This window comes from Pseudanabaena minima str. Chao 2107, from assembly GCF_051131155.1.
Classification (GTDB): domain Bacteria; phylum Cyanobacteriota; class Cyanobacteriia; order Pseudanabaenales; family Pseudanabaenaceae; genus Pseudanabaena; species Pseudanabaena minima.
This window is the reverse complement of the sequence record NZ_CP159508.1, coordinates 3,561,482-3,582,927: the sequence shown is the minus strand read 5'-3', so window position 1 is coordinate 3,582,927 and position 21,446 is coordinate 3,561,482. Positions and strand designations below refer to the sequence as shown.

Here is a 21,446-nt window from a genome sequence, read left to right as displayed (position 1 = left end):
ATCGAGGAAATAAGCGGAGAAATGTTAGAGGCTTCTGCCATGATACTTGGTTCAGAGGGAGATCAGGTAAACTATTGGTACGAAGGGATTTGCCCCTACAGTGGTGAATTATTGCGGTTGCCACGAACTTTGCAAGCAGAGGCGATCGCCAAAAGTCTGATACAAGAACTTAAACGTAGTTATCCCGAAATCGTAGAAGGAAAAATGTACGGGGTATTGCTCGCGGAATCATCAACAGGAAAAAGATTAGTTCTCAAAGCCTTTTCTGGATTATTAAATGGTAAAAGTGAGCTTGAAGGATGGGTTCCACCAATTGAAGGTCGAGAGAAAGTGGCGATTGAGGAATCAATTACATTAAGTAAATTAACGACCATTAAACAGGAGTTAATCGAGTTAAGTGAAATTCCTGAACGTCGGGAATATGAGCAGCAATCTCAGGAATATGCTGCTCAGTTGCAGGCTTTGCGAGATCGCCATCAAGTTTCTAAACAAGAAAGACAAGTTAAGCGATCGCAATTATTAGCATCCCTAACAGGAAAAGAGTTGGAAATTGCACTCAAGGATTTGGATAGAGAAAGTCAACAAGAAAAGATGGTAAGACGTGATTTTAGACGCGATCGCGATCAGGTTCTGTTGCCCTTAAGAGAAATAATTACGTTAGCTGACAGCAAAATGCAAATTCTCAAACGCCAACGTCGAGAGTTATCACGCACTTTGCAAGCCCAAATGCACAGAGCCTATGTGTTAACTAATTTCGCAGGCGAAACGCGATCGCTACGGGAATTAATTACGGAAGGAGCAATGCCCACAGGAATGGGAGATTGCTGCGCTCCAAAGTTACTGCACTATGCCGCAACCCATGACCTAATACCTTTAGCAATGGCAGAGTTTTGGTGGGGAAACCCTTCCCCCGATGGTTATAAAAACCAAGGCGAGTTTTATGGTGCTTGTGTAGAGCGATGTCAGCCATTAATGGGATTTCTATTATCAGGAAGAAGATCCCCCCCAGCATCCTTTAAGGGAGGAGCAAATCAAGTCCCCCTTTTTAAGGGGGATTTAGGGGGATCTCTTCCAATTATCTATGAAGATGAGTGCCTAATTGTGATCGCGAAACCTCCAGAACTTCTCTCTATCCCTGGGAGATATTTAGATACTCAAGACAGTGTTCTAAGCCGATTACGGCAATCATTCGGTACAGACGCTCCCATTTATCCAGTACATCGCCTCGATCGCCAAACTTCAGGCATTTTATTATTTGCCCGTGATTTGGAAGCTCTTCGCAGTTTGAGTGCACAATTTCAAAAGCGCGAAATTCACAAAATTTATGAAGCATTGCTATCAGGAAAGATTGAGTGTGAGCAGGGGGCAATTGATTTGCCACTATGGGGCAATCCCGAAAATCGTCCCTATCAACAGGTAGATGTGCATAGGGGGAAGCCTAGCGTGACCGAGTTTCGCTTACTAGAGCAGATCGGGAATTATGCACGGATAGAATTTATTCCTTTAACAGGACGAACTCATCAATTGCGAGTTCACTCTGCTGATTCTCAAGGTTTAGGTGTGCCAATTTTAGGCGATCGCCTGTATGGCTGTCATGCAGCAACAAGTCGCCTACATCTCCATGCGCGGGAGTTAACGTTCAAACATCCGCGATCGCATGAGTACATACATTTGCAAATACCTGTTCCTTTTTAAGCAGATAGCAGCTTGCGATCTCCGTCTCTACAAATTAAAATAACGTCAGTTCGACGAAAGCGAAAAATGGTAAGAATCGCTAAGCGATTCTTACCATTTTTCGCCATTTGCGGCGTGCGAAGCACGCCGCAAATGGCTATATCGAACTCACGTTAAAATACTGTTCCAAAAAATCTGTAGCAGTCATAATCTTCATGTTTTGATATTCTTGCAAGACCAACAAATCGCGATCGCCTGTAATAATGACTTCAGCATTAGCAGCGATCGCTGTAGCTAAAACAACGGTGTCATCTGGATCTCGAAGCTCTGGAACAATTAATTCTTCAATTGGATAAATATTTACAGACTCATAGACAAGGCTGATTGCAGAAGCAGTCGTTAATTGTAATGCCTCTAATTTGGTCTGAATTTTCTTCTTGTTAAATGTATTTTCTAACTCATTCAACAATTTTTGTGAAGAAGCTATTTCTATTTTCCTTTGCTCTTGTAGAGAGATAATCTCATCAGGGATGCCGCCCCAAATAATTGCTGACACCCAAATGTTTGTATCTAAAACCACTATCATATGGCTGCTTCTTTGCGTACTTCTTTCACAATTTCACAAATTTCCTCATTAGTAAGAGGATTAGGGTCACTACCAAGCAACTGTCTTTTTTCTCTGAGTTCTTGCCAACTTAATTTAGTAGCTTTTTTAAATGTAATTGTATTTTCGCTTGTAATAACCAAGTACTGTTCGCCATTGGAAAACTGTTCTCGAATTTCTAGAGGAAGTTGTAAGTCTCCTTCGGGGGTTAGATTGATAGTTATGGTTTTTTGCATGGTTTTTTACTTGATTTTCGTCTTTAGTTAATTGATCTTGCCATCTTCGGGAAGGATTAAAGTCAGACTGTGCTTTGAGTATAGCAAACGCATTACCTAGCAATATTTGCGTTTATAGCTGACGTTCCAGAAGCTTACCGAGGTATTGTTTTGCTTCGACCCAATCGGGAACTAGATCAACTGCGGATTGAAAACAGGCGATCGCTTCGTCAACATTGCCAATATTATTGAGGAGAATGCCAAGATTGAAGTAGGGTTGAGCAAAATTTGGATCGATATCGATCGCTTCTTTATAGGCAAGAATGGCATCTTTAAGTTGATTTTTGCGAATGAAAGCACTGCCTAGATTGCAATGGGCATCAGCATAGGCTGGCTCGATTTGAATAGCTCGTTCAAAACAGGTAATGGCTCTATCTACACAATCATCTATTGCCGATTTTTCTGTGTCACTTAGAGAACTAACTTGAAACATCCATGCTACCCCCAGTGCATTGTAATCCTTACTTTGTAGTAGTTCTAAATTACGAGCATTAGCACGTTCATAAACTGTATGTACCGATTTAGGATCATTCTGACGCATATACATTTGGGCGATCGCTCGATAACCATCGATATAATCAGGATTAGTGGTGATTGCTCTTTCATAGCTAGCCAATGCTTCTTTTATCTTGCCTCTCTCTTTGAGGCTATCCCCCAGTTTGCAATGATATTCAGCCAAAAAACGATCAGGATGCATTTCAAGAGCTTGTTGAAAATGGGTAATCGCAAGTTCCGCCCAACCCATCTTTTGATAAGCATTCCCTAAACCTAATTGAGCTTCTAATGATTGTGGATTGAGTTGAATTACTTTAGTAAAACTCGCGATCGCTTCCATGATACTTCCTTGCTGTTGATGAACTAGACCGATTCGTTCATGGACAGCAGCCAAATCTGGATTGATTGATAAGGCTCGTTCATAGTTTTTTAGTGCCAGAGGAGTGTTCCCAGACTGGTAGTAGCGATCTCCTATCTGTAAATAAGTCTCAGGTGATTCAAAGGTTGATGGGTTAATAACATCAGTCATGGTGATTAAAGTCTGTTATGGTGTTTGATTTCTGCTACAGTGCTTGGCGCTATGTCAAAAATTTAATAACATATTTCCCCAAAACACTACAGCAATTTCAGTTCCTTTCAATATTGCAGTTCTCTTATGTCAGTAAACATCGCTACTCAATTCTTTTCCCTTGTTGTAGGTACTAATTTCTTAGTAGCCATTGTTTTACAACCAGCCTTTGCTCAAGTTGGTGAATATTGTCAATTTGATAAGGAGGCGATCGCTACCAAAGAAAATTTGCGAATTGCTGCTTTTCAAGACACAACTAAAAGTACAAATTTAGCAGCAACTAAAGAATATCAGTCGATTGTGAAGGAGCATAGTCAATCTCTCAACACCTGCCGTCAAAAATCTTGGCTCAAAACTCAAGGAATTTGGCTACGTTTGTACCCCTGTGATTTGCAGTCTGGCAGACTTGACGAAGTGATGGATCGGATTGTGAATAAGGGCTATAACCAAGTATTTATAGAGGTGCTGTCCGATGGCAAGATTCTATTACCACAGTCAGAGAATGCGACGGCTTGGAATTCCCTTGTACAATCTGAGAAGTATAAAAATGCAGATTTATTAAAACTGGCGATCGCTAAAGGTCGAGAACGGGGAATTAAGGTTCATGCGTGGATATTTACGATGAATATGGGAACTGGTTATGGTAGAGGCGTAGATCTTAATGGACTATCGAAATTAACCGTAGCCCGTCAAAATGCGATCGCTCGCAATGCTAATGGTGATAGTACAATTTCCATAGTTGAGAACTTAGGTAAAAATTCTGAAGGTGAAGTTCCAACTAAAGATCAGCTATTCATCGATCCCTATAATTATCAAGCCCAAAGTGATTTGTATTTAGCGGTGAATGAGGTCGTTAAGCGCAAACCCGATGGGGTGGTATTTGATTATGTGCGTTACAAGCGAGGTGCGGGCGCGTCTTCAGTAGTTAGTAATGTTCGCTATCTATGGATTTATGGACAAGCTTCTTTGCAAGCTTTGCGCGATCGTGCCGAGAACTTGCAAGGTCGAGAAATTATCGATCGCTTTCTCAAACAGGGTTATGTTACACCCACAGATCTGCAAGCTGTCAAAAAACTTTACCCACAAGAAACAGAACCTCTCTGGCAAGGTCGCCAACCATCCAATCAAAAAAATCCTGCGATCGCCTATTGGCAAGGTGAACTTTGGCGCTTGGCTGTTGGTCATGCTTTTATAGGTGTAACCTATTATCTTGACACCGTTTCTAAACCTGTTTTTCAGCAAGGTATTCCTGCTAGTATTGCCTTTTTCTCTGATGGCAATCAACCCGTAGGTGATGGATTTGACTCGCGAATGCAACCTTGGCATTTGTTTACTAAGGCTTATGAGTGGCAACCGATGGCATATGCGGTTTGTGGTAAGTCAGATTGTATTGTGGAGCAAGTTCGTAGAGTCGCGGACTATGCTCCGAGAGGAACTAAGATCGCACCGATTTTAGTCGGTCAATGGAATGCTCCATTTACAAATCGCCCATCATTAGAAGAGCAAATGCAGTCAATTCGGGCGGCTGTACCTGCGGTTAATTCTATTAGTCATTTTGCTTTTGGTTGGCAATTAGAAGAAGTAGCACTCTCGCGATCGCGCCAAATATGTAAACTCTAAAAAAGATAGGTGGCACGTAGTGCCACCTATCTTTTTTAGAGTTTGAATTGTTCTAAGCCTCGTGTGGAGGTTTAGTCATCATCACCACGATCGCGGCGTTCGATTTTGGCGATTGTACCGAAACCAGGGATAAGGCGGCTAGGTAAGCCAACAAAAACAACTCTCACAACTTGGGTAGAAGTATTGACGGAGGTGTTAGTAGAGGTGTTGTTGGAGGTGTTAGTAGAGGTGTTGTTGGAGGTGTTAGTAGAGGTGTTGTTGGAGGTGTTGTTGGAGGTGTTAGTAGAGGTGTTGTTAGAGGTGTTAGTAGAGGTGTTGTTAGAGGTGTTGCTAGAATTAGCGATCGCTGTCAATAAAGCCCTGTAAGACACTTCACTAAAATAGTAAAGATTCTTCTTCTGGAAATTGACGAAAACGATTTTATCTACAGCATTGCTATCACCAAGAGATACAGGATCGCTAGAACCTACTTCCGAAGACTTGGATTCTACATAGTTCAGCAAGCTTTGGTTGTTGACTAGTACAAGCAGGAATTTGCTTTTACCTGAAGCTAGGAAACTTGGATTCAGACCAACTAACTTCAACAACTTCGGATTTTTGACAAGAATGAGAATGGTCTCAGTACTAGTGTTTGGTATAGTGGTTGCGCTAGATGGAACAATCAGATTGCCACCAGTGATATCGCCCTTGAGAGTGAATGAAGCGTTTGGATTAGCTGTCGCAGTTGTCAGTTTTCCAACCATAGCAGTCTTCGCATCGGTGAAAGTGCTAACCTTGGTAGGAATAGATCCAGAAGCTAAACCAGTAGTACGCACTTCATCATCAACAGCAAATAATGATGAGCCATTCAAATTCTCAAGAGTTTTGAACGTAAACTTGGTGAGTTGAGCAGTCCCAAAGGGAGTAAGCACTGTAGGAATACTGTTACCAACTGTTGTGCCATCATTAAATCGAGTGACATCAAACTTCCCACTGGTAATAGGAATAACGACGGTGTTAGATGGCAACGCCGAGATATTGGCTGTAGGAACTTGGATAAAAGAGTCTTTTTGGATGGAGCCTGTTACTGTTGCTGGTGCTGCTAAAGCCGAAACATTCCCAGCAGCAGTTGTAGTAACAACTTTACCTTTGATGGTGGTGTCAGCATTTGTAAAGTTGGCAGTTGTCCCAGTGTCAAAGTTTACTGATCCAGTGGATTTACCAACAATGTCAAAGTTATTACCAGCAGCCAGATTTGTCGTTCCAGCAGTAGTTCCTGAAAGTGCGGAAATTTGAGCAGTTCCAACTGGTGTTAGTACAGTTACGGCTGTGCTATTAACGTTGTTTGTAGCTGCATTAGTCACGTTCACTGTAAAACTACCACCAGTAATTGGTACAGAGGTCGTTTGAGCTAGTGATGGAGATGCCGCGATCGCTGTTGCACCAAGTGTGATTGCGATCGCCCCCAAGTTGAATGTGTAATTCTTGATCCGAGTTAGCATTTTTTTGTCCTTCTTAATATTTTTTGTGCGTACTTGAGTAATCCTGAAACTAAGGCTTTGCTAGCTGAAAGCTTAAGTTCGACGTAAATAGCTCGGAAGTAGTTCCATATAAGAACTGATTTCACCCAAGACGGCTAGGCTATTTCTATGGTTCCCAAAATTAAAAAAAATCTTTTCGTCTTACAAACCTAAGAATTAGACCTCCCTAAATTTAACCTTTGTTCAATTTGATTCCAAACTTGCTTCTAGAGAGGGTTCACGCCGTGAATCCTCTCTAGAAGCTAAAACATTAAAAGCTTTGCTTTGCAAGGTTTTTAATGTTTTGGCTTTTAAAATTTTGTAGTTTATCTTTAACACAAATTAAAAACTGAGGGCAGCACTTTGTGCTGCCCTCAGCTTTTAATTTGTGTCTTAATACAAATTCACCAAATTGTATTCACAATTTGGTGAATTAAAAACAAGATCAGTAAGTTTTTTTAGTACAAAATGGCTACGCCATTTTGTACTTGGTTACTAGAATGTAAAAGTTGTGCGGATAGCGCCAACAGTGATTGTGTCACTGCCTGCTGTTTGTACAGGGTTGAAAATAAATAGTAATCCTGGGGTGATACTAATGTTGTCATTTAGACGCATCCGATAAAACAACTCTAAATGAGTGGTTGATGCAGGTTGACCACCAAAGCCTCCTGGGGCAACACCAGACAAACCGATCGCACTAGGAATGTTAAACGCAGGTACGCCGCCAGAAGTAAGGTTGCTGCTGGTAATCTTGGGAGGCTGTCCCACGTAGATACCGCCCAAGTTGCCTTCAGCAAATAAGTCGGGGAAGTTTAAAAACGCCATCCAGTTAAATGTTTCAACTGAACCACCAAGTCCTGCATCTCTAGTAGCCGATGTAGTGTAGCCAGCCCATCCACCTAAAGTAATTTGAGGAGAGATTCTCCATGTTGCTGTGCCACCAAAGGCATTGGTTGAGAAACGTCCTGCGATCGGACCGATTAAGTTATCACCAACACCCGTATTTAAACTAGCGTTAGTGGTGTAAGAATTAAGGTAATAAAGTGCGAGATCAATAGCATCAGTGGGAGTAAGCGCTAGTTGCACACCTGCGGTAAAAGGACCACCAGTTAAACCATTGTTTGGGTCAGAAGCTAATGCTGCTGCATAAACACCTTGCAAGCTGATGTTATCGCTGATTTGCCAGTCAAAGCCAATACCAGCTTGCCCTGGGAAGTTGAGGATGGGGTTGCGTTGAGCAAAGGCAGAGAGCGCACCTTGACCTGCGCTTTCATAACGGTTGGGTCCACGAAATACACTTGATGGAGCAACCCCTGCTGCACCCACGATGACAGCAAGGTTATCGCCCACTAAAAAGCGATAGGACAAATCGCTCAATTGGATCGAATTGGCTGTATCCAGCTCGTATCCAAGGCGCGTATAGGTATTGGTTAGAAAGTTAGCGCTACCAGCAACTGGTATAGAAGCGGTGGAAGCATTTCCTGCTTGGATACCTGTTAACAAAAGACTGCGATTGTCAAACTGGGTGACTAAGCTGAGTTGTAGGTTATAGCCAAAGGTAAGATTAGTCGCATCATCGATGGTGTTGCGTGTACCATCTCTAGGAGTGAGACTACCAGTATTTGGCAAACGGCTTTGCAGTCCAAAAATAGCTTGACCAAACAGCTTTGTTGTTGTCGAGAACTGCTGAGCCTCTAGCTTGGCGGTTTTTGCTTCGAGTGCATCAACTCGACCGCGCAAAGTCGCAAGCTCGGCAGCAAATTCCTCTTGCAGTTTTTTCAATGTGGCGAGATCTTCTTGGCTAACTTTGTCGGCTAGTCCTGCGGAGATGATTTCGTTGATTTTGTCGAGACAAGCATTTAAACCTGCGGCAAATTCATAACGACTAGTAGCTTGTCTACCGCGAAAGGTGCTGTCTGGATAGCCTGCGATACAACCGTAGCGCTCAACGAGGGATTGTAATGCTGTAAAAGCCCAGTCTGTAGGTTTGACATCACTTAGTTGCGAAACCGAGGTAACGCCCTGAGCGTTAAGATTTGGTTTGGTCCGATCGCTGGTTTTGACTGGCTTCGACTGTCCTAATTCAGAGTTAATCGCCCGAATAATTTCTGAATCAGTACTAGGATTAGTGGAAACTGGTAATGTCTGTGATTGATTGGTGGTAGTGGCAGGTATAATCATTGGATCGTTGCCAATTGACCGAACTAGTTCCGATTCATTTGTGGCGATCAATGATTCCTTTTGAACTTCAGCTTGAGCATAGTTGGAATTCAAAACACTAGCTATCAATGTTGATGTGATCGTTGTTGCTGTAAGTACAACTAAATTGATCGATTTACTAGATCTGGGTTTGAGCATAAACATTTGCAATCCTCACATGATCACGTTATTTAGGTAGAAAGGCAAGCTTCTACGAAAAGACGAAAATTTTTTTAATTAGTTCCTTACTATTTAAAAGATTTTTGCGAATTTTTGCAAGGTTTGTATATAAGATTACTTAATTTGTACTAGATATGCCCCGCATTTCTAACCTAACCTACGATCGCGGAACCTTAATTCTTCATCCACCGCCTAAAGGTAAATCATGGATTGAATTTGCCACATGGGATGATCGCATTGAGAAATTTCGTATTCCTGCTAATCGTTATCGCGAGTTGATTTTGACTCTGCGCTCAGAAGGCATCGCCATCGAAGATAAGTCACGGGGATATCAAGAAGTGAACTTGATTTCTCACACCAAAATGGAACCCTATCCGCATCAGAGTGAGGCTCTAGCCGCATGGCAGCGAGTTGGGAAATGTGGTGTGGTTGTTTTACCGACTGCTGCAGGTAAAACTTATCTAGCGCAGTTAGCGATGCAAGTCACCAATCGCAGCACCTTAGTGATTGTGCCGACCCTTGATTTGATGCATCAGTGGTATGCCCATTTATTAGCAGCGTTTCCTGATGTGGAGATTGGTTTATTGGGCGGTGGTTCACGTGATCGCACAGCAATTCTCGTTTCCACCTATGACAGTGCCGCGATTCAAGCGGAAGCTTTAGGCAATCTCTACGGCTTGATCGTGTTTGATGAATGCCACCATTTACCCACTGATTTTAATCGCGTGATTGCTGAATATGCGATCGCGCCCTATCGCCTCGGATTAACGGCTACCCCTGAACGCAGTGATGGCAAACATGCTGATTTAGAAATTCTCATCGGGGAAGAAGTCTATCGCAAATCTGCTGAAGACTTAGCAGGTCAAGCTTTAGCAGAACATAAAATCGTCCAGATTAAAGTTTCTCTTTCAGCAAAAGAACGCGATCGCTATGATTCTCTAATTCAAAGTCGTAATCAGTTTTTAAAGGAATCAAAAATTTCCCTTGGTAGTCTCGAAGGCTGGCAAAGATTTGTCCAAGCAAGTGCGCGATCGCAAGCAGGTCGAAGAGCAATGCTTGCCCACCGTGAATCGAAGGAATTATCTTTAGGCACAGAATCAAAATTACGAGTCCTGTCAGATTTATTGGCTCAACATTTTGGCGAAAGAATACTGATTTTCACCAATGACAATGCTACGGTCTATCGCATTTCACAGGAGTTATTAATTCCAGCCCTTACTCATCAAACTCCTGTGAAGGAACGCCACGAAATTCTAACGTTCTTTCGTGAGGGTAAATATAAGACTCTAGTTGCTTCCCATGTTTTAAATGAAGGTGTTGATGTGCCTGATGCGCGAATTGCCATCCTCCTATCAGGTACAGGTTCAGCCAGAGAATATATTCAGCGTTTGGGGCGGGTGTTGCGGCGTGGTTCTGAAGTAAACAAGCAAGCAATTCTCTATGAAGTGGTGACTGAGGATACTAGTGAAGTGAGGACTTCAGAGAGACGAAGGGGAATTGAGCGATCGCGTCCAGAACAGAAACAGGACAATGTGGTGCAAATAGGAGTTAAGTACGACTCAGATATCCATAAGCTGTCCCCAATCGCTGCTGAAATTTCCAATGATTACGATAAAAAATAGAATGGGGCGAGAAACGCCCCATTCTATTTTTTTGCTTGCTAACGAGCTACAAGAAAAAAAATTTAAAAGCGTTGAGAAGCAACGCTTTTAAATTTTTTTTCTTGATTTGGTTTTGAGCACAAAACTCTGTAAAAAAAATGTATACATTTTTTGACGTAAGAAACCAGAAAAAATCGTTTAAAATAAGTTAGACCGCAATCATTTGGTAGCCGTTATGGAACTTGCAGCATATATATATGATGCATGGGCATATGAACAAGCCAATCAAGGAAAAACAGATCGTAATCTGCTTACTTGTGATGAGCTTTGTGCTGACGAAGATCAGGTAAATAAGTTTGGTTGGGATTTTGCCACGATTAGACAGCAAGCCTATTTACTATCGGCGATCGCCTTTACTAGCGTTAGTGGGATGGGCTGGAATTTAGCTCCTGCTATGGCTGCCCATGTACTAGAGCCATCGGTAAATGTTGCGCCTTGGTGTAACAATTTGTATCTGTGCAATACCAGCTATATGTTGGAAGTTCAGACTCTGCTGGCTCAGCGTGGTTTTGCGGTGGGTGCGATTGATGGGGTCTATGGTCGCGATACAAAGCAAGCGGTGATTGACTTTCAAAGAACTCAACCCAATCTAGTTGCCGATGGTATTCCTGGGGAGAAAACCTTGGCTTTGTTGCGAAACTCATCAGTGAGCAAGCCTTTAGTACCTCAGCAACCAAATCAACCTAAAGGTAACCCGACTACTGGCGATCGGGTAAGTCAGTCACCCAGCCAGACAATTGTGATTGTGCGGTCAAATAATCCTCCAGCTAGCAACTCTCAACAGCCAGCAATAAGTGAGATTGGCAATTTGCAAATGCTACTGAAACAAAGGGGATTTTATCAGGGTGAAATTGATGGACAGTTAGGGCAGACTACAACTAACGCCATATTGAAAGCTCAAAAAGCTTACGCCTTATCTCAGGATGGCTTTGTCGGTCCCTTAACTATTCGCGCATTATTAGCTGGTGGCAACAATCTTCCCCTCACTCAGCCTGCTTTTCCCAGATTGCCAGCTACTCAGGATGTCTTGGCAATCCAAACGTTACTTAAGGAACGAGGCTTTTATGATGCAGACCTTAATGGTTTATATGATATGCAGACTAAGGCAAGTATTTTGAAGGCTCAACTTGCTTATGGACAAGTCGCAACGGGTGATTTGTCCACCGATTTAGCGACAGCTCTTAAATCTCAAAATCCTGCTCAGACTGTTGCTCAAATCACTTCCAGTAATGCTAATCAAACTGTTCAGCCAATTTCAACTCCTAGCAGCACTCCGTTAGGAAATGGAACTCAAATTCCAACCTCTAGTCAAAATGTGCCAGCAGCTAAAAATTCTAATTCATCCTAAATATTCCAAATATCCAAAAAAGTTGAGTAACTTCCGTCAAGTTCTCCTAAGCTCTCTCCTCGATCTCAAATCTTAATTTTTAATTTCAATAAGGTCTAATTATGGAACTCTTAGCATATATCCAAGAAGAATCTATCCACACTGATGATGCGATCGCCCATGAAAGTAATGCAGCTTTCCAAGCATGGCTAAAGAAATTAACTACTAAATCTGCAAAGCTCAGTTTGAGTTTCCTCCTCACAGGGACTACTCTCTTAATTGGATTAGGATCGGCACTCAATGTTTTAGCTGCTGAAGCCCCATCATCGGATGTGAAATATGTGCAATCGCTACTAGCCAAAAATGGTTTTGACCCTGGAGCGATCGATGGTGTATCAGGAGCTTCAACTAAAAATGCTATTCTTCGCGCCCAAAAAGCCTTTGGACTTACCCCCGATGGCATTGTCGGTAGTCAAACGATCGCCGCTCTCGAAAGTGGTAAAGCTCCAGATGCGATCGCCACAAAAGTCGATATTGCTGAGCCTGTTGCCGTAGTTGAAACTACTACTAGCGTCTCTTCGACTGTGATGAATCTTCAGAAACTGCTAGCAGATCGTGGTTTTTATAACGGTGCTGTTGACGGCATCATGGGATCTCAGACCCGTTCGGCGATCATTGCGGCTCAGAAAGCTTATAACCTCACAGCCGATGGTGTTGCAGGTCCACAAACCTTAGCGGCGCTAGAGTCAGATGGTGGTAAACCTAAAGCTACGCCCATCATTACCACTGCAACTACTAAAAGTACAGAAGTTTCCAAGCTGCAAGAATTGCTTAGCAAACGTGGTTTTTATAACGGCGCTGTTGACGGCATCATGGGACCACAGACTCGCTCGGCGATCATTGCTGCTCAGAAAAACTATGGCTTAGTCACCGATGGGATTGCAGGTGTTCAAACTATGGCTGCTCTTGAATCAGGAGCAAGCACTGTTAGTATTGCCAGCAATAACGCGCCAACATCCTCAAACACCACTGCGGCGGCTGGAGATAAAAATGTTGTAGAACTCCAGCAGTTGCTAGCCAAACGTGGTTTTTACAATGGGGCGATCGATGGAGTCAAAGGGGCGCAGACTAATGCCGCGATCGCTGCTGCCCAGAAAGCTTACGGATTGACAATTGACGGCATTGCTGGTGTTCAAACTATTGCTGCATTGCAATCAGATGCTAAACCATCAGTCGCCGTAACACCTGCAAGTAATCAAGCTGCTAATGTGCCTATGGCTAACGATGGTGGAGTCGCCAATTTACAAAACTTGCTGACCGATCGCGGATTTTACAATGGTCCAATTACAGGGTTTCTAGGTACACGTACTAGAGAAGCAATCATTGCTGCTCAAAAAGCCTATGGTTTAACGGCGGATGGAGTGGCTGGAGCAAGAACGATCGCTGCTCTAGAAGCAGGTGCGCCCAAGCAACAGATTGCGGTAACTAATGTCACACCAACGGTCACACCAACTATTCGGGTGGAACCCAAACCACAGGTGACTCCTCAACCGACGACTCAACCACAAGCAGCCGCAACTCCTCAACCTACAGTCCAAGCAACTACTAAACCTGCACCAGTAGCCCAGCCCACAACAGCCCCAGTTTCTCAGCCTACCATACCTGCAACATCTGCAAATACTCAAGTATCAGAATTGCAAAGATTGCTTACCCAGAGAGGCTTCTACACTGGTAAGGTGGATGGCGTATTGAGCGGCGAAACTCGTAATGCGATTATTAGAGCGCAAAACTTTTACACAATTAGTCCTGCTGATGGCGCACCAAGCAATAAACTGATTGATAGTCTTAGCAAAGATACATTTATTTCTGAAGGCAATTAAATCAGATGCGGTTTCGTAAACTTGCAATTAATTTAGGCGCGATCACTGTTTTTGCAGCGATCGCCCTCGCTTTGCAATTTCCTAAACTTAATCAACGACTGAGTGGACAAACTCCAGAAGAGACTCGTAAGGCAGTCAGAGATGAAGAAGCGCGTCTTAAACTAATTAGGCAATTGCCACCGCGCGGATTTGGCTTTAATAACATGATTGCCAACTTTGCTTTTTTGCAGTTTTTGCAATACTTTGGCGATGATGTTTCGAGAAACACCCTGCAAACGGGATATGGGTTAAGCCCACTGTATTTTGAAAATATTATTGCTCGAGATCCCAGATTTATTAAGAGCTACATATATATGTCAGCTAGTGTCTCAATATTTGCGGGAGCTCCTAGCCAAGCGATCGAAATATATAGTAAGGGGCTAAAATCTCTAAATCCCGATCAACAGCCTAGTGCTTATACTGTTTGGCGTTATAAGGCAACGGATCAGCTATTGTTTTTAGGTGATGCTAAAGGCGCAAGATTTTCTTATCTCCAAGCTGCAGCATGGGCTGAGAGAGCTAGCTTGTCAGGCAAAGATCTGATCGAAGATTCTAAGTTTGCTGCTGAGATATCTCGCCAATCAGCTAAATGGCTAGAAGAGGAACGGGATTTGACGAAAGCCCAGATCGGCGCTTGGTCAGTAGTTTTGCAAAATGCGACGGATAAAAAAACTGTTGAGATTATTGCTCAGGAGCTAGATAAACTGGGAATGAAAATTGAAATTAAAGATGGTGTACAAGCTATTGTGCCGAAATAAAAAATTAAAATTAAAAAAGGGGTGCATTGCACCCCTTTTTTTCTAGTTAGCCGTCAACCACTTTTGGGCAGTTAATCGCTGAATTACACCAAATACTAGTAAATCAAGAGGGGCTTTACGCTCATCGATCAAAAATGGCTCAATTGTACTAGGCGATCGTCCAGCATCAGCACAGGAAAAAGCTTTCTGAGCATTGAGATCTGCCTTAGAAAAATAAACCGTAAATTGGCGTAGCCCTTGTGCCCAAATCCCATGTACTTGAGAATTGCCAAACTCCAATTGCAAATCATCTACACCTTGTTTTGCAAAGGCTTTGGTTAAGGCAGGTAGATAATGCTTGTTAATAAATTCATCAAAGGGTAACTCTTCGATCGCTGGAGGCTTCTCGGCTTTGGGCTTAGCGGCAGGTTTTACCTTTGGCTCTTCGGAAGTTGATGCAGTGGTTTCAGACATAGTTTTTGAGTATTAATTTTATAAGGAGAATAAACAATGCTGTATGTTGTCTATATCTCTATTTGGCTTCAGTGTTGACGATCTGTGGTAAACCCATGCTGTAGTTGAGTGATCGATGATTGAGGTTGTAAGTAACTTCACCCTCTTGTAATAGCGATCGCACAAAATGCTCTAAATCTGAACCAATGCGACGCAAATTGTAATCAGTTAGGTCTGCACCTTTATAATCTTCCACAAGCTGATCAAACTTGCGGTATACCTTTTGCAGAGCGCCATCTGTCCAGTTTAGTTCATTATCAGGATCGACATCTAGTGTGAGCATGTTTTCACTATCGATAAGCTCATCATTCTGCTCCTCAACAATGGCAGCATAAATCTGAATATGACGGGTTGTAGATTTGAGCGGCATAAAGGTTGTGACTTGGGTAAGTATTGAAGAACTAACTCTAGATTATTGCAAATTTTTAAGACTTAACTTTTATAACTTTCAATAAAAAATAAGTGCGGCTCAGAGAGCCACACTTATTTTTAACTAGCCAGATATTCTTGCATTCTGGTTTTGCGCTTGCGTAGATAGTCCATCGCTTGACGCTCTAGTTGTCTTACCTGTTCACGGCTAAGATCCATGCGCTTGCTAATGCTAGCCAACGACATTTCCTGCCCATCCTCCAGCCCGTAACGCAAAATCATTACTTGACGTTGCTTTTCGGGTAACTCCTTAAGCAAGCTTTGAATATCTGTCCGCAAAGACTCACGCTCTACATAGTTATCAGGAGAACGACCTGTATCTTCTAATAACTCAGCAAGTTCTGTATCTTGATTATCGCCAATGCGTAAGTCAAGGGAAATTGGCTGACGCGATAGGGATAAACATTCACGGACTTGATCCGTTTTGATATTTAGCTCATAGGCAATTTCAGCTACCGTGGCAACTCGACCAAGATCTTGAGAAAGTTGGCGTTGAGCTTTTTTGATTTTGTTGAGCTTTTCGGTAATGTGAACTGGTAAGCGAATCGTCCGCGCTTGCTGAGCGATCGCCCTCGTAATTGCTTGACGAATCCACCAATAGGCATAGGTCGAGAACTTAAAGCCCTTAGTAGGATCGAACTTATCTACAGCTCGCTCTAATCCTAGAGTTCCTTCTTGCACTAAGTCTAGAAGTTCTAAGTTCCGTTTTTGATATTTCTTCGCGACAGAGACTACTAAACGGAGGTTTGCCTCAATCATTTTGCGTTTAGCGCGTGTGCCAACGCGAATAAGGCTATGCAAAATCTCTGGCTCTAGATCAACAGTTTCAGCCCACTCTTGCTCAGTTGGTAAGCGATCGCTATTTTGAGCAATCTTTTCTTGAACTTCAAACAGCGCCATCATCTGCTGCACTTGCTTGCCATAGATAATCTCCTCTTCATTGCTGAGTAGAGGAATTTTCCCGATTTCATGCAAGTATGTGCGAACCATGTCAGCAGACAGACCGACCTGCTTGTTAGCTTGCCTATCCACTGTCTTTGGCGTGGGTTGGGTCAATGGTTCTTCAGACATATCGCTCCTACTTTATTTAAACTAAGCGTTTTCCAAGAGTGCTTCTCCAAGACTAGAAGTCTGATACTAAAGAAGACCCAGTAACTTTAAAATCCAAATTTGTGAGCTTGATAGCTTAAAATCACAATCTTTAAGTTTTATAAAGTTGTTCTAATAATGTGTCATTTGCTCCAAAGTTGATTTGTATAATACATGGTTAACCTTTTTATCTCTTGCGTCTGGAGTTACATATTATTACAAATTAACTAAAAAAGTCAAAGGACGGCTATCACTATCTCTCTAAAGATTTGGATGGAATTTGACTAAGTATTTACACTCATTGTTTTGGGTATTTCATGGTTTTGATGGTATTGATAATGCTCATCTACTGTTATTAACGTAATCAGACAGCCTTAATGCTTAGAAAAGATTAGAAACTAAAAATCTGAATCTAAAAACCAAATAACTATTAAAGTTACGTATGTAACTACTTGTTTAGATTTAATAAATATCCAGAAATACAATTGTTGAGAGCAATTGTTCAGATATTGAGACTTAGAAAGAACTGAAGCTTTAAATCTCTAAACTTGAAATGTGTATGGTAATTTACACAAACTTAGAGTGATAATGCGTAATTAACTTAACTGACAAAAATGCTTTGCTGGTTTTACTGGCTGCTAGGTTAAATAGGACGCAGAGGATAAACTACAGGTTCCCGACAGCACTAATTTAAGAATTAACCATATAACGTTTACCAAAGGGAGAGTTCTATAATAAGAACTTCATGTTAATTATTCCCTGTGATCGCCTCTGCTTATCTTTAATTTTGCTTAAGAAACTTATATAAATTTATCCACAACTCCCAACTATCTGATCAATAAACTCTAGTCATTAGCTTTATGATTAATTGTCACAAATGCTGCATTTGAGCGATCGTATAATTTGCTAATCTTTATTGTTAAGGAAAATCTGTAAAATGCAATCACTCATCTGGGTGAAGTCAAGTATCGAAACCACCAACCTAAAGTCAATTTTTTGATGTTATAAAATTGATTCGATGTAATTTGTTTGAGAATCGTTTTGTAGTAATGCTTTAGGTTAGGATAGCGGCATGAAGCAATGCTAAAGATGTGTATTGATTGGAGTATTGAAGATGCAGGCTTAGATGTTGATGGAAACTTACGTTACTAACTTGTCTGAGCGTTTTGGAGTCATTACGTAAACCCAAAGTCTCGATCAAAAAATTTAGTGTAATTTATGTTGTATGTGCTTGTCGCTTGCAACACAATTACTAAGATATCCGAAATATAAATATTTTTGTCGGGAGGGAACTTGTTATCCCAACTTCTCGACCTGAAATCTATAATTAGACTTTGGTAAAGTGATGTTGTCCTGTGCTGAAGCTATTAACAATAACTGGGATAATTACAACTGGGATGATTAGAACCATGACTTCAACGAAGACTCAAATTAAAATCAATATCAAGAAAGCGATCGCTCTAAGCACAATCTGTATAGCGTCTGTCGCTAGTCCGACTTTTTTTGGTGGTCATGAAGCGGTTGCTCAATATAACCTAGGGTTACCAAAATCCGCAAGTTCTGGTGGTGCAACTAGGGGTGGGTTACCTCTGATTACGATTCTGGGAATTGAAGATGGGGCAAAGACTTTAGCATCTCGCCCAACATTGTATTGGTACATTGCTCCTCAAGATGCTGCAACAACTACATCAACGACAGTTCCTCAAATTGATAGTGGTAAAGGCTCATTTAAAGTGACATTCCTTTTGCGTGATGGTCATGACAGAGCCGCAAAATCAGTCTTTGTCGCTGAAGGTAAAGCTGAGGATTCAGGACTCTACAAATTCACATTGCCAGAAAATGCGCCTGAGCTAGTCAAAGGAAAAGCGCAACGTTGGCAAATCCGTTGGCAAAGTCATGGCGCTACATCTCAAGTTGATGTCTATGCTGCTATTCGTCGAGATGATGAGCCTGTAGTTTTAAAGGCGATCGCTGCGGCTAAAAATGATTTGGAAAAAGCAAGAATCTATGCAAAAAATGCATATTGGTACGATGCACTTGATGCTTATACTAGTTGGCTATCCAAAAACCCTAAGGATAATGTAGCCCTCACTGAGCGTAGTAATTTGGTAAAAGCAGGTTTAAACAACAATTCAGCTTTTCTGAAAAGAGATGAACAAGGTAAATTAATTCTGCCTGTAGAGCTAGATCCAACAAAATTGTCAACCTTTCTAACCAAACTGGATGAAAGCAAAGGTGCTGCATCCATTCTGTTGCAGCCTAAAATCGTCACTAAACCATCAACATAAATATAGCTAGCTGTCGCTACTTGTGTTAAGACAAAATCAAAACCTAGCAGGAGAAAAACGCTGCTTTATGACGCTTTTCTCCTATACCAATTCAAGAAAGTGTTGCCACACTTTCTTGAATTAAAACCCAAATCTATTGATATATTTGCCACCATTCTTGTTAAGACACCAACCCAGAAGCCGAGTTGCGGCGCAAAGAGACGCAACTCGGCTTCTGGGTTTTGATTTGCTTTAGTACAAATGGTGACAATAATACAAAAACAGAAAATGGCGTAGCCATTTTCTGTTTTTGTATAGCTGGGTTTGGCTATAGCTAGCTTCCACTGATTTCATAATCAAAAAAGTAGAGGGCTCAGTTTGTCTACTCTGCTTTTTCGTATTTAGAGTTTTGCAATTTAATGAATCACCCTGCCGCAAGCGGACGGGGTATCAAATTCTTTTTTACTAGAATATACTCACACCACAGAGCGGTGGGGTATTTACCCTCTTAGTTCAAATAAAAAACTAAATTTTTTGGTGGTGCAGCAAAGCTGCACCACCAAAAAATTTAGTTTGCGTCCCTAACGTAAACCATAATGATATGATGTGCCAAAAGTCTCACTGTTTAAGTAATGCTTAAGCACTATTCAATGTTGTTGAGATCGTTAAGGCAAAGCTATGGCAGATAATTCAGGTAATTTTTGGGGAGGCTTTCTCTTCGGGGCTGCTGTCGGCGGCGTAGTTGGCGCATTGGTAGCCATTAAGCTCAGTGAGCCAGACGATGAGCTCATTGAGCAGCAAGCTGATCGCGATCACCTCATCGATAAACCTCAGACTTCTAATGAATTTGCCCGTCGTAATCTCGAAAAGAAAATTGCCCAACTGAATGCAGCGATCGACTCAGTTAGTCAAGAACTTGCTACTGCTGAAGGAAAAAATGGTCGCAAGCAGACATCAATTGAATCATTACGAGATATGACTGTTGATGATAAAGGTTCTACGATTTAATAAAGAAACCCATTGTTTGTGGCGCGGCGAAGCCGCGCCACAAACAATGATGATCCTATAGTAATGATAAAAAGCCTTATTTCTGTTGCATTCAGTAGAATGATGGTAGCTATTTATTTTAATTGTTCTCTAACCTAACAAACTCCTATGGCAGTTATTCTTGGTACAGTCAGCTCATTCATCTCGATCTATTTAGGGTTGCTATTTATCCGTGTCTTATTGACTTGGTTCCCCAATATTGATTGGTACAGTCAGCCATTTGCGGCGCTCGGTCAGATCACCGATCCCTACCTCAATCTATTTCGTTCGATTATTCCCCCTCTAGGTGGCATGGATTTTTCACCTATGCTTGCTTTCCTTGCGCTTAGCTTTTTGCAACGCGCCCTCGCTCCATTAGCAGCAAGCGCGAGTATGGGCTTTTAAGGTAAGCTTATTTCTAATTACAAATTACGAATTACGCTGCGTTCACGTTAGGAAATATACATGACGGGTTTGTTAGATTTGAGCGGGAAAACTGCTCTTGTGACTGGAATTGCCAACAATCGTTCGATCGCTTGGGGTATTGCCCAAAAGTTACATCAGGCTGGCGCTAAGCTTGGTATTACTTATTTGCCAGATGATCGCGATCGCAACAAAGGCAAGGTTGCTGAGTTGACCGATTCCTTAACACCAGATTTCTTGTTGCCTTGCAATGTTCAGGATGATGCCCAAGTAGATTCATTGTTTGCCTCGGTTGCCGAGAAATGGGACAAGATCGATATTTTGGTGCATTGCTTAGCATTTGCTAATAAAGAAGATTTATCTGGTAGCTTTACGGATATTTCCCGCTCAGGCTTTCAACTGGCTCTAGATGTGAGTGCTTACTCATTAATTCACCTATGCCGAGCCGCAAGACCGCTACTCAAAGATGGTGGCAGTGTAATTACTCTCACCTATATTGGTGGTGCGAAAGTTGTCCCTAACTATAATGTGATGGGCATCGCTAAGGCTGCATTAGAAATGAATGTGCGCTACCTCGCTTCCGATATGGGACCAGACAACATTCGGATTAATGCAATTTCGGCTGGACCAATTCGCACTCTTGCTTCGGCGGCGATCGGTGACTTCCATAAAATGTTGCACCACTACGAAGAAACAGCGCCTTTGCGTCGTTTAGTTACTCCAGATGATGTTGGCAATGTGGCAACTTTCCTAGGAAGCGATCTGTCAAGTGCTGTAACTGGGCAAATTATTTATGTAGATGCTGGTTACGAAGTGATGGGCGCTTAGTTTGATTGACTGGTACTCTAGAACTCAGAATCAGTTGCCTTTCGATGTGTAGTGCAGGTTCTTTATCTGGATAGATAATTGCAGTTAAAATGCCTGCGCTACGGTTCTTACAA

General features: G+C 42.0%; 18 protein-coding genes. 10 read left to right on the top strand and 8 right to left on the bottom strand.

Annotated features, from left to right (window positions below):
* Positions 1–21 precede the first annotated feature (21 nt).
* Positions 22–1,695, top strand: a complete 1,674-nt coding sequence (locus ABM313_RS16420) for an RluA family pseudouridine synthase (RefSeq protein WP_434684245.1) — start codon at positions 22–24, stop codon at positions 1,693–1,695.
* Between the two features lie 136 nt (positions 1,696–1,831).
* Here ABM313_RS16420 and ABM313_RS16415 read toward each other — a convergent pair whose 3' ends face one another.
* From ABM313_RS16415 to ABM313_RS16405, 3 genes are all read right to left on the bottom strand, one after another.
* Positions 1,832–2,260, bottom strand: a complete 429-nt coding sequence (locus ABM313_RS16415; RefSeq protein WP_434684244.1) for a putative toxin-antitoxin system toxin component, PIN family — start codon at positions 2,258–2,260, stop codon at positions 1,832–1,834.
* Positions 2,257–2,514, bottom strand: coding sequence for a hypothetical protein (locus tag ABM313_RS16410; protein ID WP_434684243.1), 258 nt, complete (start codon positions 2,512–2,514; stop codon positions 2,257–2,259). Before ABM313_RS16410 ends, ABM313_RS16415 begins: the two co-directional genes overlap by 4 nt.
* A gap of 112 nt (positions 2,515–2,626) precedes the next feature.
* Positions 2,627–3,577, bottom strand: coding sequence for a tetratricopeptide repeat protein (locus ABM313_RS16405; protein ID WP_434684242.1), 951 nt, complete (start codon positions 3,575–3,577; stop codon positions 2,627–2,629).
* A 126-nt stretch (positions 3,578–3,703) separates the two neighbouring features.
* Here ABM313_RS16405 and ABM313_RS16400 point away from each other — a divergent pair, with 126 nt between their 5' ends.
* Positions 3,704–5,236, top strand: a complete 1,533-nt coding sequence (locus tag ABM313_RS16400; RefSeq protein ID WP_434684241.1) for a family 10 glycosylhydrolase — start codon at positions 3,704–3,706, stop codon at positions 5,234–5,236.
* A gap of 71 nt (positions 5,237–5,307) precedes the next feature.
* Here the strand turns inward: ABM313_RS16400 and ABM313_RS16395 are convergent, their stop codons facing one another.
* Both ABM313_RS16395 and ABM313_RS16390 read right to left on the bottom strand, forming a co-directional pair.
* Positions 5,308–6,717, bottom strand: a complete 1,410-nt coding sequence (locus tag ABM313_RS16395; RefSeq protein WP_434684240.1) for a hypothetical protein — start codon at positions 6,715–6,717, stop codon at positions 5,308–5,310.
* A gap of 513 nt (positions 6,718–7,230) precedes the next feature.
* Positions 7,231–9,093 (bottom strand): iron uptake porin, encoded by a 1,863-nt coding sequence (locus ABM313_RS16390; RefSeq protein WP_434684239.1) that lies wholly within the window; start codon positions 9,091–9,093, stop codon positions 7,231–7,233.
* 155 nt (positions 9,094–9,248) lie between these two features.
* On the opposite strand from ABM313_RS16390, the gene ABM313_RS16385 reads away from it, so the two are divergent.
* The 4 genes from ABM313_RS16385 to ABM313_RS16370 all read left to right on the top strand — a co-directional run bounded on the left by ABM313_RS16385 (position 9,249) and on the right by ABM313_RS16370 (position 14,779).
* Positions 9,249–10,736: a DEAD/DEAH box helicase gene (locus ABM313_RS16385; RefSeq protein ID WP_434684238.1), complete on the top strand. Its 1,488-nt coding sequence runs from the start codon at positions 9,249–9,251 to the stop codon at positions 10,734–10,736.
* 214 nt (positions 10,737–10,950) lie between these two features.
* Positions 10,951–12,123, top strand: coding sequence for a peptidoglycan-binding domain-containing protein (locus ABM313_RS16380; protein ID WP_434684237.1), 1,173 nt, complete (start codon positions 10,951–10,953; stop codon positions 12,121–12,123).
* A gap of 101 nt (positions 12,124–12,224) precedes the next feature.
* Entirely contained in the window at positions 12,225–13,982 is a 1,758-nt protein-coding gene (locus ABM313_RS16375; RefSeq protein ID WP_434684236.1) for a peptidoglycan-binding protein, read from the top strand.
* A gap of 5 nt (positions 13,983–13,987) precedes the next feature.
* The gene (locus ABM313_RS16370) at positions 13,988–14,779 is read left to right on the top strand and encodes a hypothetical protein (protein ID WP_434684235.1); all 792 of its coding nucleotides are present in this window, start codon (positions 13,988–13,990) and stop codon (positions 14,777–14,779) included.
* Between the two features lie 42 nt (positions 14,780–14,821).
* On the opposite strand, the gene ABM313_RS16365 is transcribed toward ABM313_RS16370, so the two are convergent.
* The 3 genes from ABM313_RS16365 to ABM313_RS16355 all read right to left on the bottom strand — a co-directional run bounded on the left by ABM313_RS16365 (position 14,822) and on the right by ABM313_RS16355 (position 16,771).
* Entirely contained in the window at positions 14,822–15,232 is a 411-nt protein-coding gene (locus ABM313_RS16365) for a DUF2996 domain-containing protein (protein WP_434684234.1), read from the bottom strand.
* A 58-nt stretch (positions 15,233–15,290) separates the two neighbouring features.
* Positions 15,291–15,641, bottom strand: coding sequence for an NAD(P)H-quinone oxidoreductase subunit M (locus ABM313_RS16360; protein ID WP_094528447.1), 351 nt, complete (start codon positions 15,639–15,641; stop codon positions 15,291–15,293).
* A 119-nt stretch (positions 15,642–15,760) separates the two neighbouring features.
* The gene (locus tag ABM313_RS16355; protein ID WP_434684232.1) at positions 15,761–16,771 is read right to left on the bottom strand and encodes an RNA polymerase sigma factor, RpoD/SigA family; all 1,011 of its coding nucleotides are present in this window, start codon (positions 16,769–16,771) and stop codon (positions 15,761–15,763) included.
* A gap of 1,427 nt (positions 16,772–18,198) precedes the next feature.
* Between ABM313_RS16355 and ABM313_RS16350 the strand changes: the two genes are divergently transcribed.
* The 4 genes from ABM313_RS16350 (at position 18,199) to fabI (ending at position 21,333) form a co-directional block, all read left to right on the top strand.
* Complete coding sequence (locus tag ABM313_RS16350; protein WP_434684231.1) at positions 18,199–19,077, top strand: DUF928 domain-containing protein; 879 nt, start codon at positions 18,199–18,201, stop codon at positions 19,075–19,077.
* Positions 19,078–19,734: 657 nt separating this feature from the next.
* Positions 19,735–20,064, top strand: coding sequence for a hypothetical protein (locus ABM313_RS16345; RefSeq protein ID WP_434684230.1), 330 nt, complete (start codon positions 19,735–19,737; stop codon positions 20,062–20,064).
* A 147-nt stretch (positions 20,065–20,211) separates the two neighbouring features.
* A complete protein-coding gene (locus ABM313_RS16340) occupies positions 20,212–20,487 on the top strand; it encodes a YggT family protein (protein ID WP_434684229.1) in 276 nt (91 codons plus the stop codon).
* Positions 20,488–20,556: 69 nt separating this feature from the next.
* Positions 20,557–21,333, top strand: a complete 777-nt coding sequence (fabI, locus tag ABM313_RS16335) for an enoyl-ACP reductase FabI (RefSeq protein ID WP_434688500.1) — start codon at positions 20,557–20,559, stop codon at positions 21,331–21,333.
* Positions 21,334–21,446 lie beyond the last annotated feature (113 nt).

What these genes read in the sequence shown, in the direction of transcription:
- ABM313_RS16365 (WP_434684234.1), bottom strand. Translation starts at nt 15,232, where the DNA reads ATGTCTGAAACCACTGCATCAACTTCCGAAGAGCCAAAGGTAAAACCT.
- ABM313_RS16350 (WP_434684231.1), top strand. Translation starts at nt 18,199, where the DNA reads ATGACTTCAACGAAGACTCAAATTAAAATCAATATCAAGAAAGCGATC.
- ABM313_RS16375 (WP_434684236.1), top strand. Translation starts at nt 12,225, where the DNA reads ATGGAACTCTTAGCATATATCCAAGAAGAATCTATCCACACTGATGAT.
- ABM313_RS16360 (WP_094528447.1), bottom strand. Translation starts at nt 15,641, where the DNA reads ATGCCGCTCAAATCTACAACCCGTCATATTCAGATTTATGCTGCCATT.
- ABM313_RS16380 (WP_434684237.1), top strand. Translation starts at nt 10,951, where the DNA reads ATGGAACTTGCAGCATATATATATGATGCATGGGCATATGAACAAGCC.
- ABM313_RS16410 (WP_434684243.1), bottom strand. Translation starts at nt 2,514, where the DNA reads ATGCAAAAAACCATAACTATCAATCTAACCCCCGAAGGAGACTTACAA.
- ABM313_RS16390 (WP_434684239.1), bottom strand. Translation starts at nt 9,093, where the DNA reads ATGCTCAAACCCAGATCTAGTAAATCGATCAATTTAGTTGTACTTACA.
- ABM313_RS16420 (WP_434684245.1), top strand. Translation starts at nt 22, where the DNA reads ATGTTAGAGGCTTCTGCCATGATACTTGGTTCAGAGGGAGATCAGGTA.
- ABM313_RS16355 (WP_434684232.1), bottom strand. Translation starts at nt 16,771, where the DNA reads ATGTCTGAAGAACCATTGACCCAACCCACGCCAAAGACAGTGGATAGG.
- ABM313_RS16370 (WP_434684235.1), top strand. Translation starts at nt 13,988, where the DNA reads ATGCGGTTTCGTAAACTTGCAATTAATTTAGGCGCGATCACTGTTTTT.
- ABM313_RS16400 (WP_434684241.1), top strand. Translation starts at nt 3,704, where the DNA reads ATGTCAGTAAACATCGCTACTCAATTCTTTTCCCTTGTTGTAGGTACT.
- ABM313_RS16385 (WP_434684238.1), top strand. Translation starts at nt 9,249, where the DNA reads ATGCCCCGCATTTCTAACCTAACCTACGATCGCGGAACCTTAATTCTT.
- ABM313_RS16340 (WP_434684229.1), top strand. Translation starts at nt 20,212, where the DNA reads ATGGCAGTTATTCTTGGTACAGTCAGCTCATTCATCTCGATCTATTTA.
- ABM313_RS16345 (WP_434684230.1), top strand. Translation starts at nt 19,735, where the DNA reads ATGGCAGATAATTCAGGTAATTTTTGGGGAGGCTTTCTCTTCGGGGCT.
- ABM313_RS16395 (WP_434684240.1), bottom strand. Translation starts at nt 6,717, where the DNA reads ATGCTAACTCGGATCAAGAATTACACATTCAACTTGGGGGCGATCGCA.
- ABM313_RS16405 (WP_434684242.1), bottom strand. Translation starts at nt 3,577, where the DNA reads ATGACTGATGTTATTAACCCATCAACCTTTGAATCACCTGAGACTTAT.
- ABM313_RS16415 (WP_434684244.1), bottom strand. Translation starts at nt 2,260, where the DNA reads ATGATAGTGGTTTTAGATACAAACATTTGGGTGTCAGCAATTATTTGG.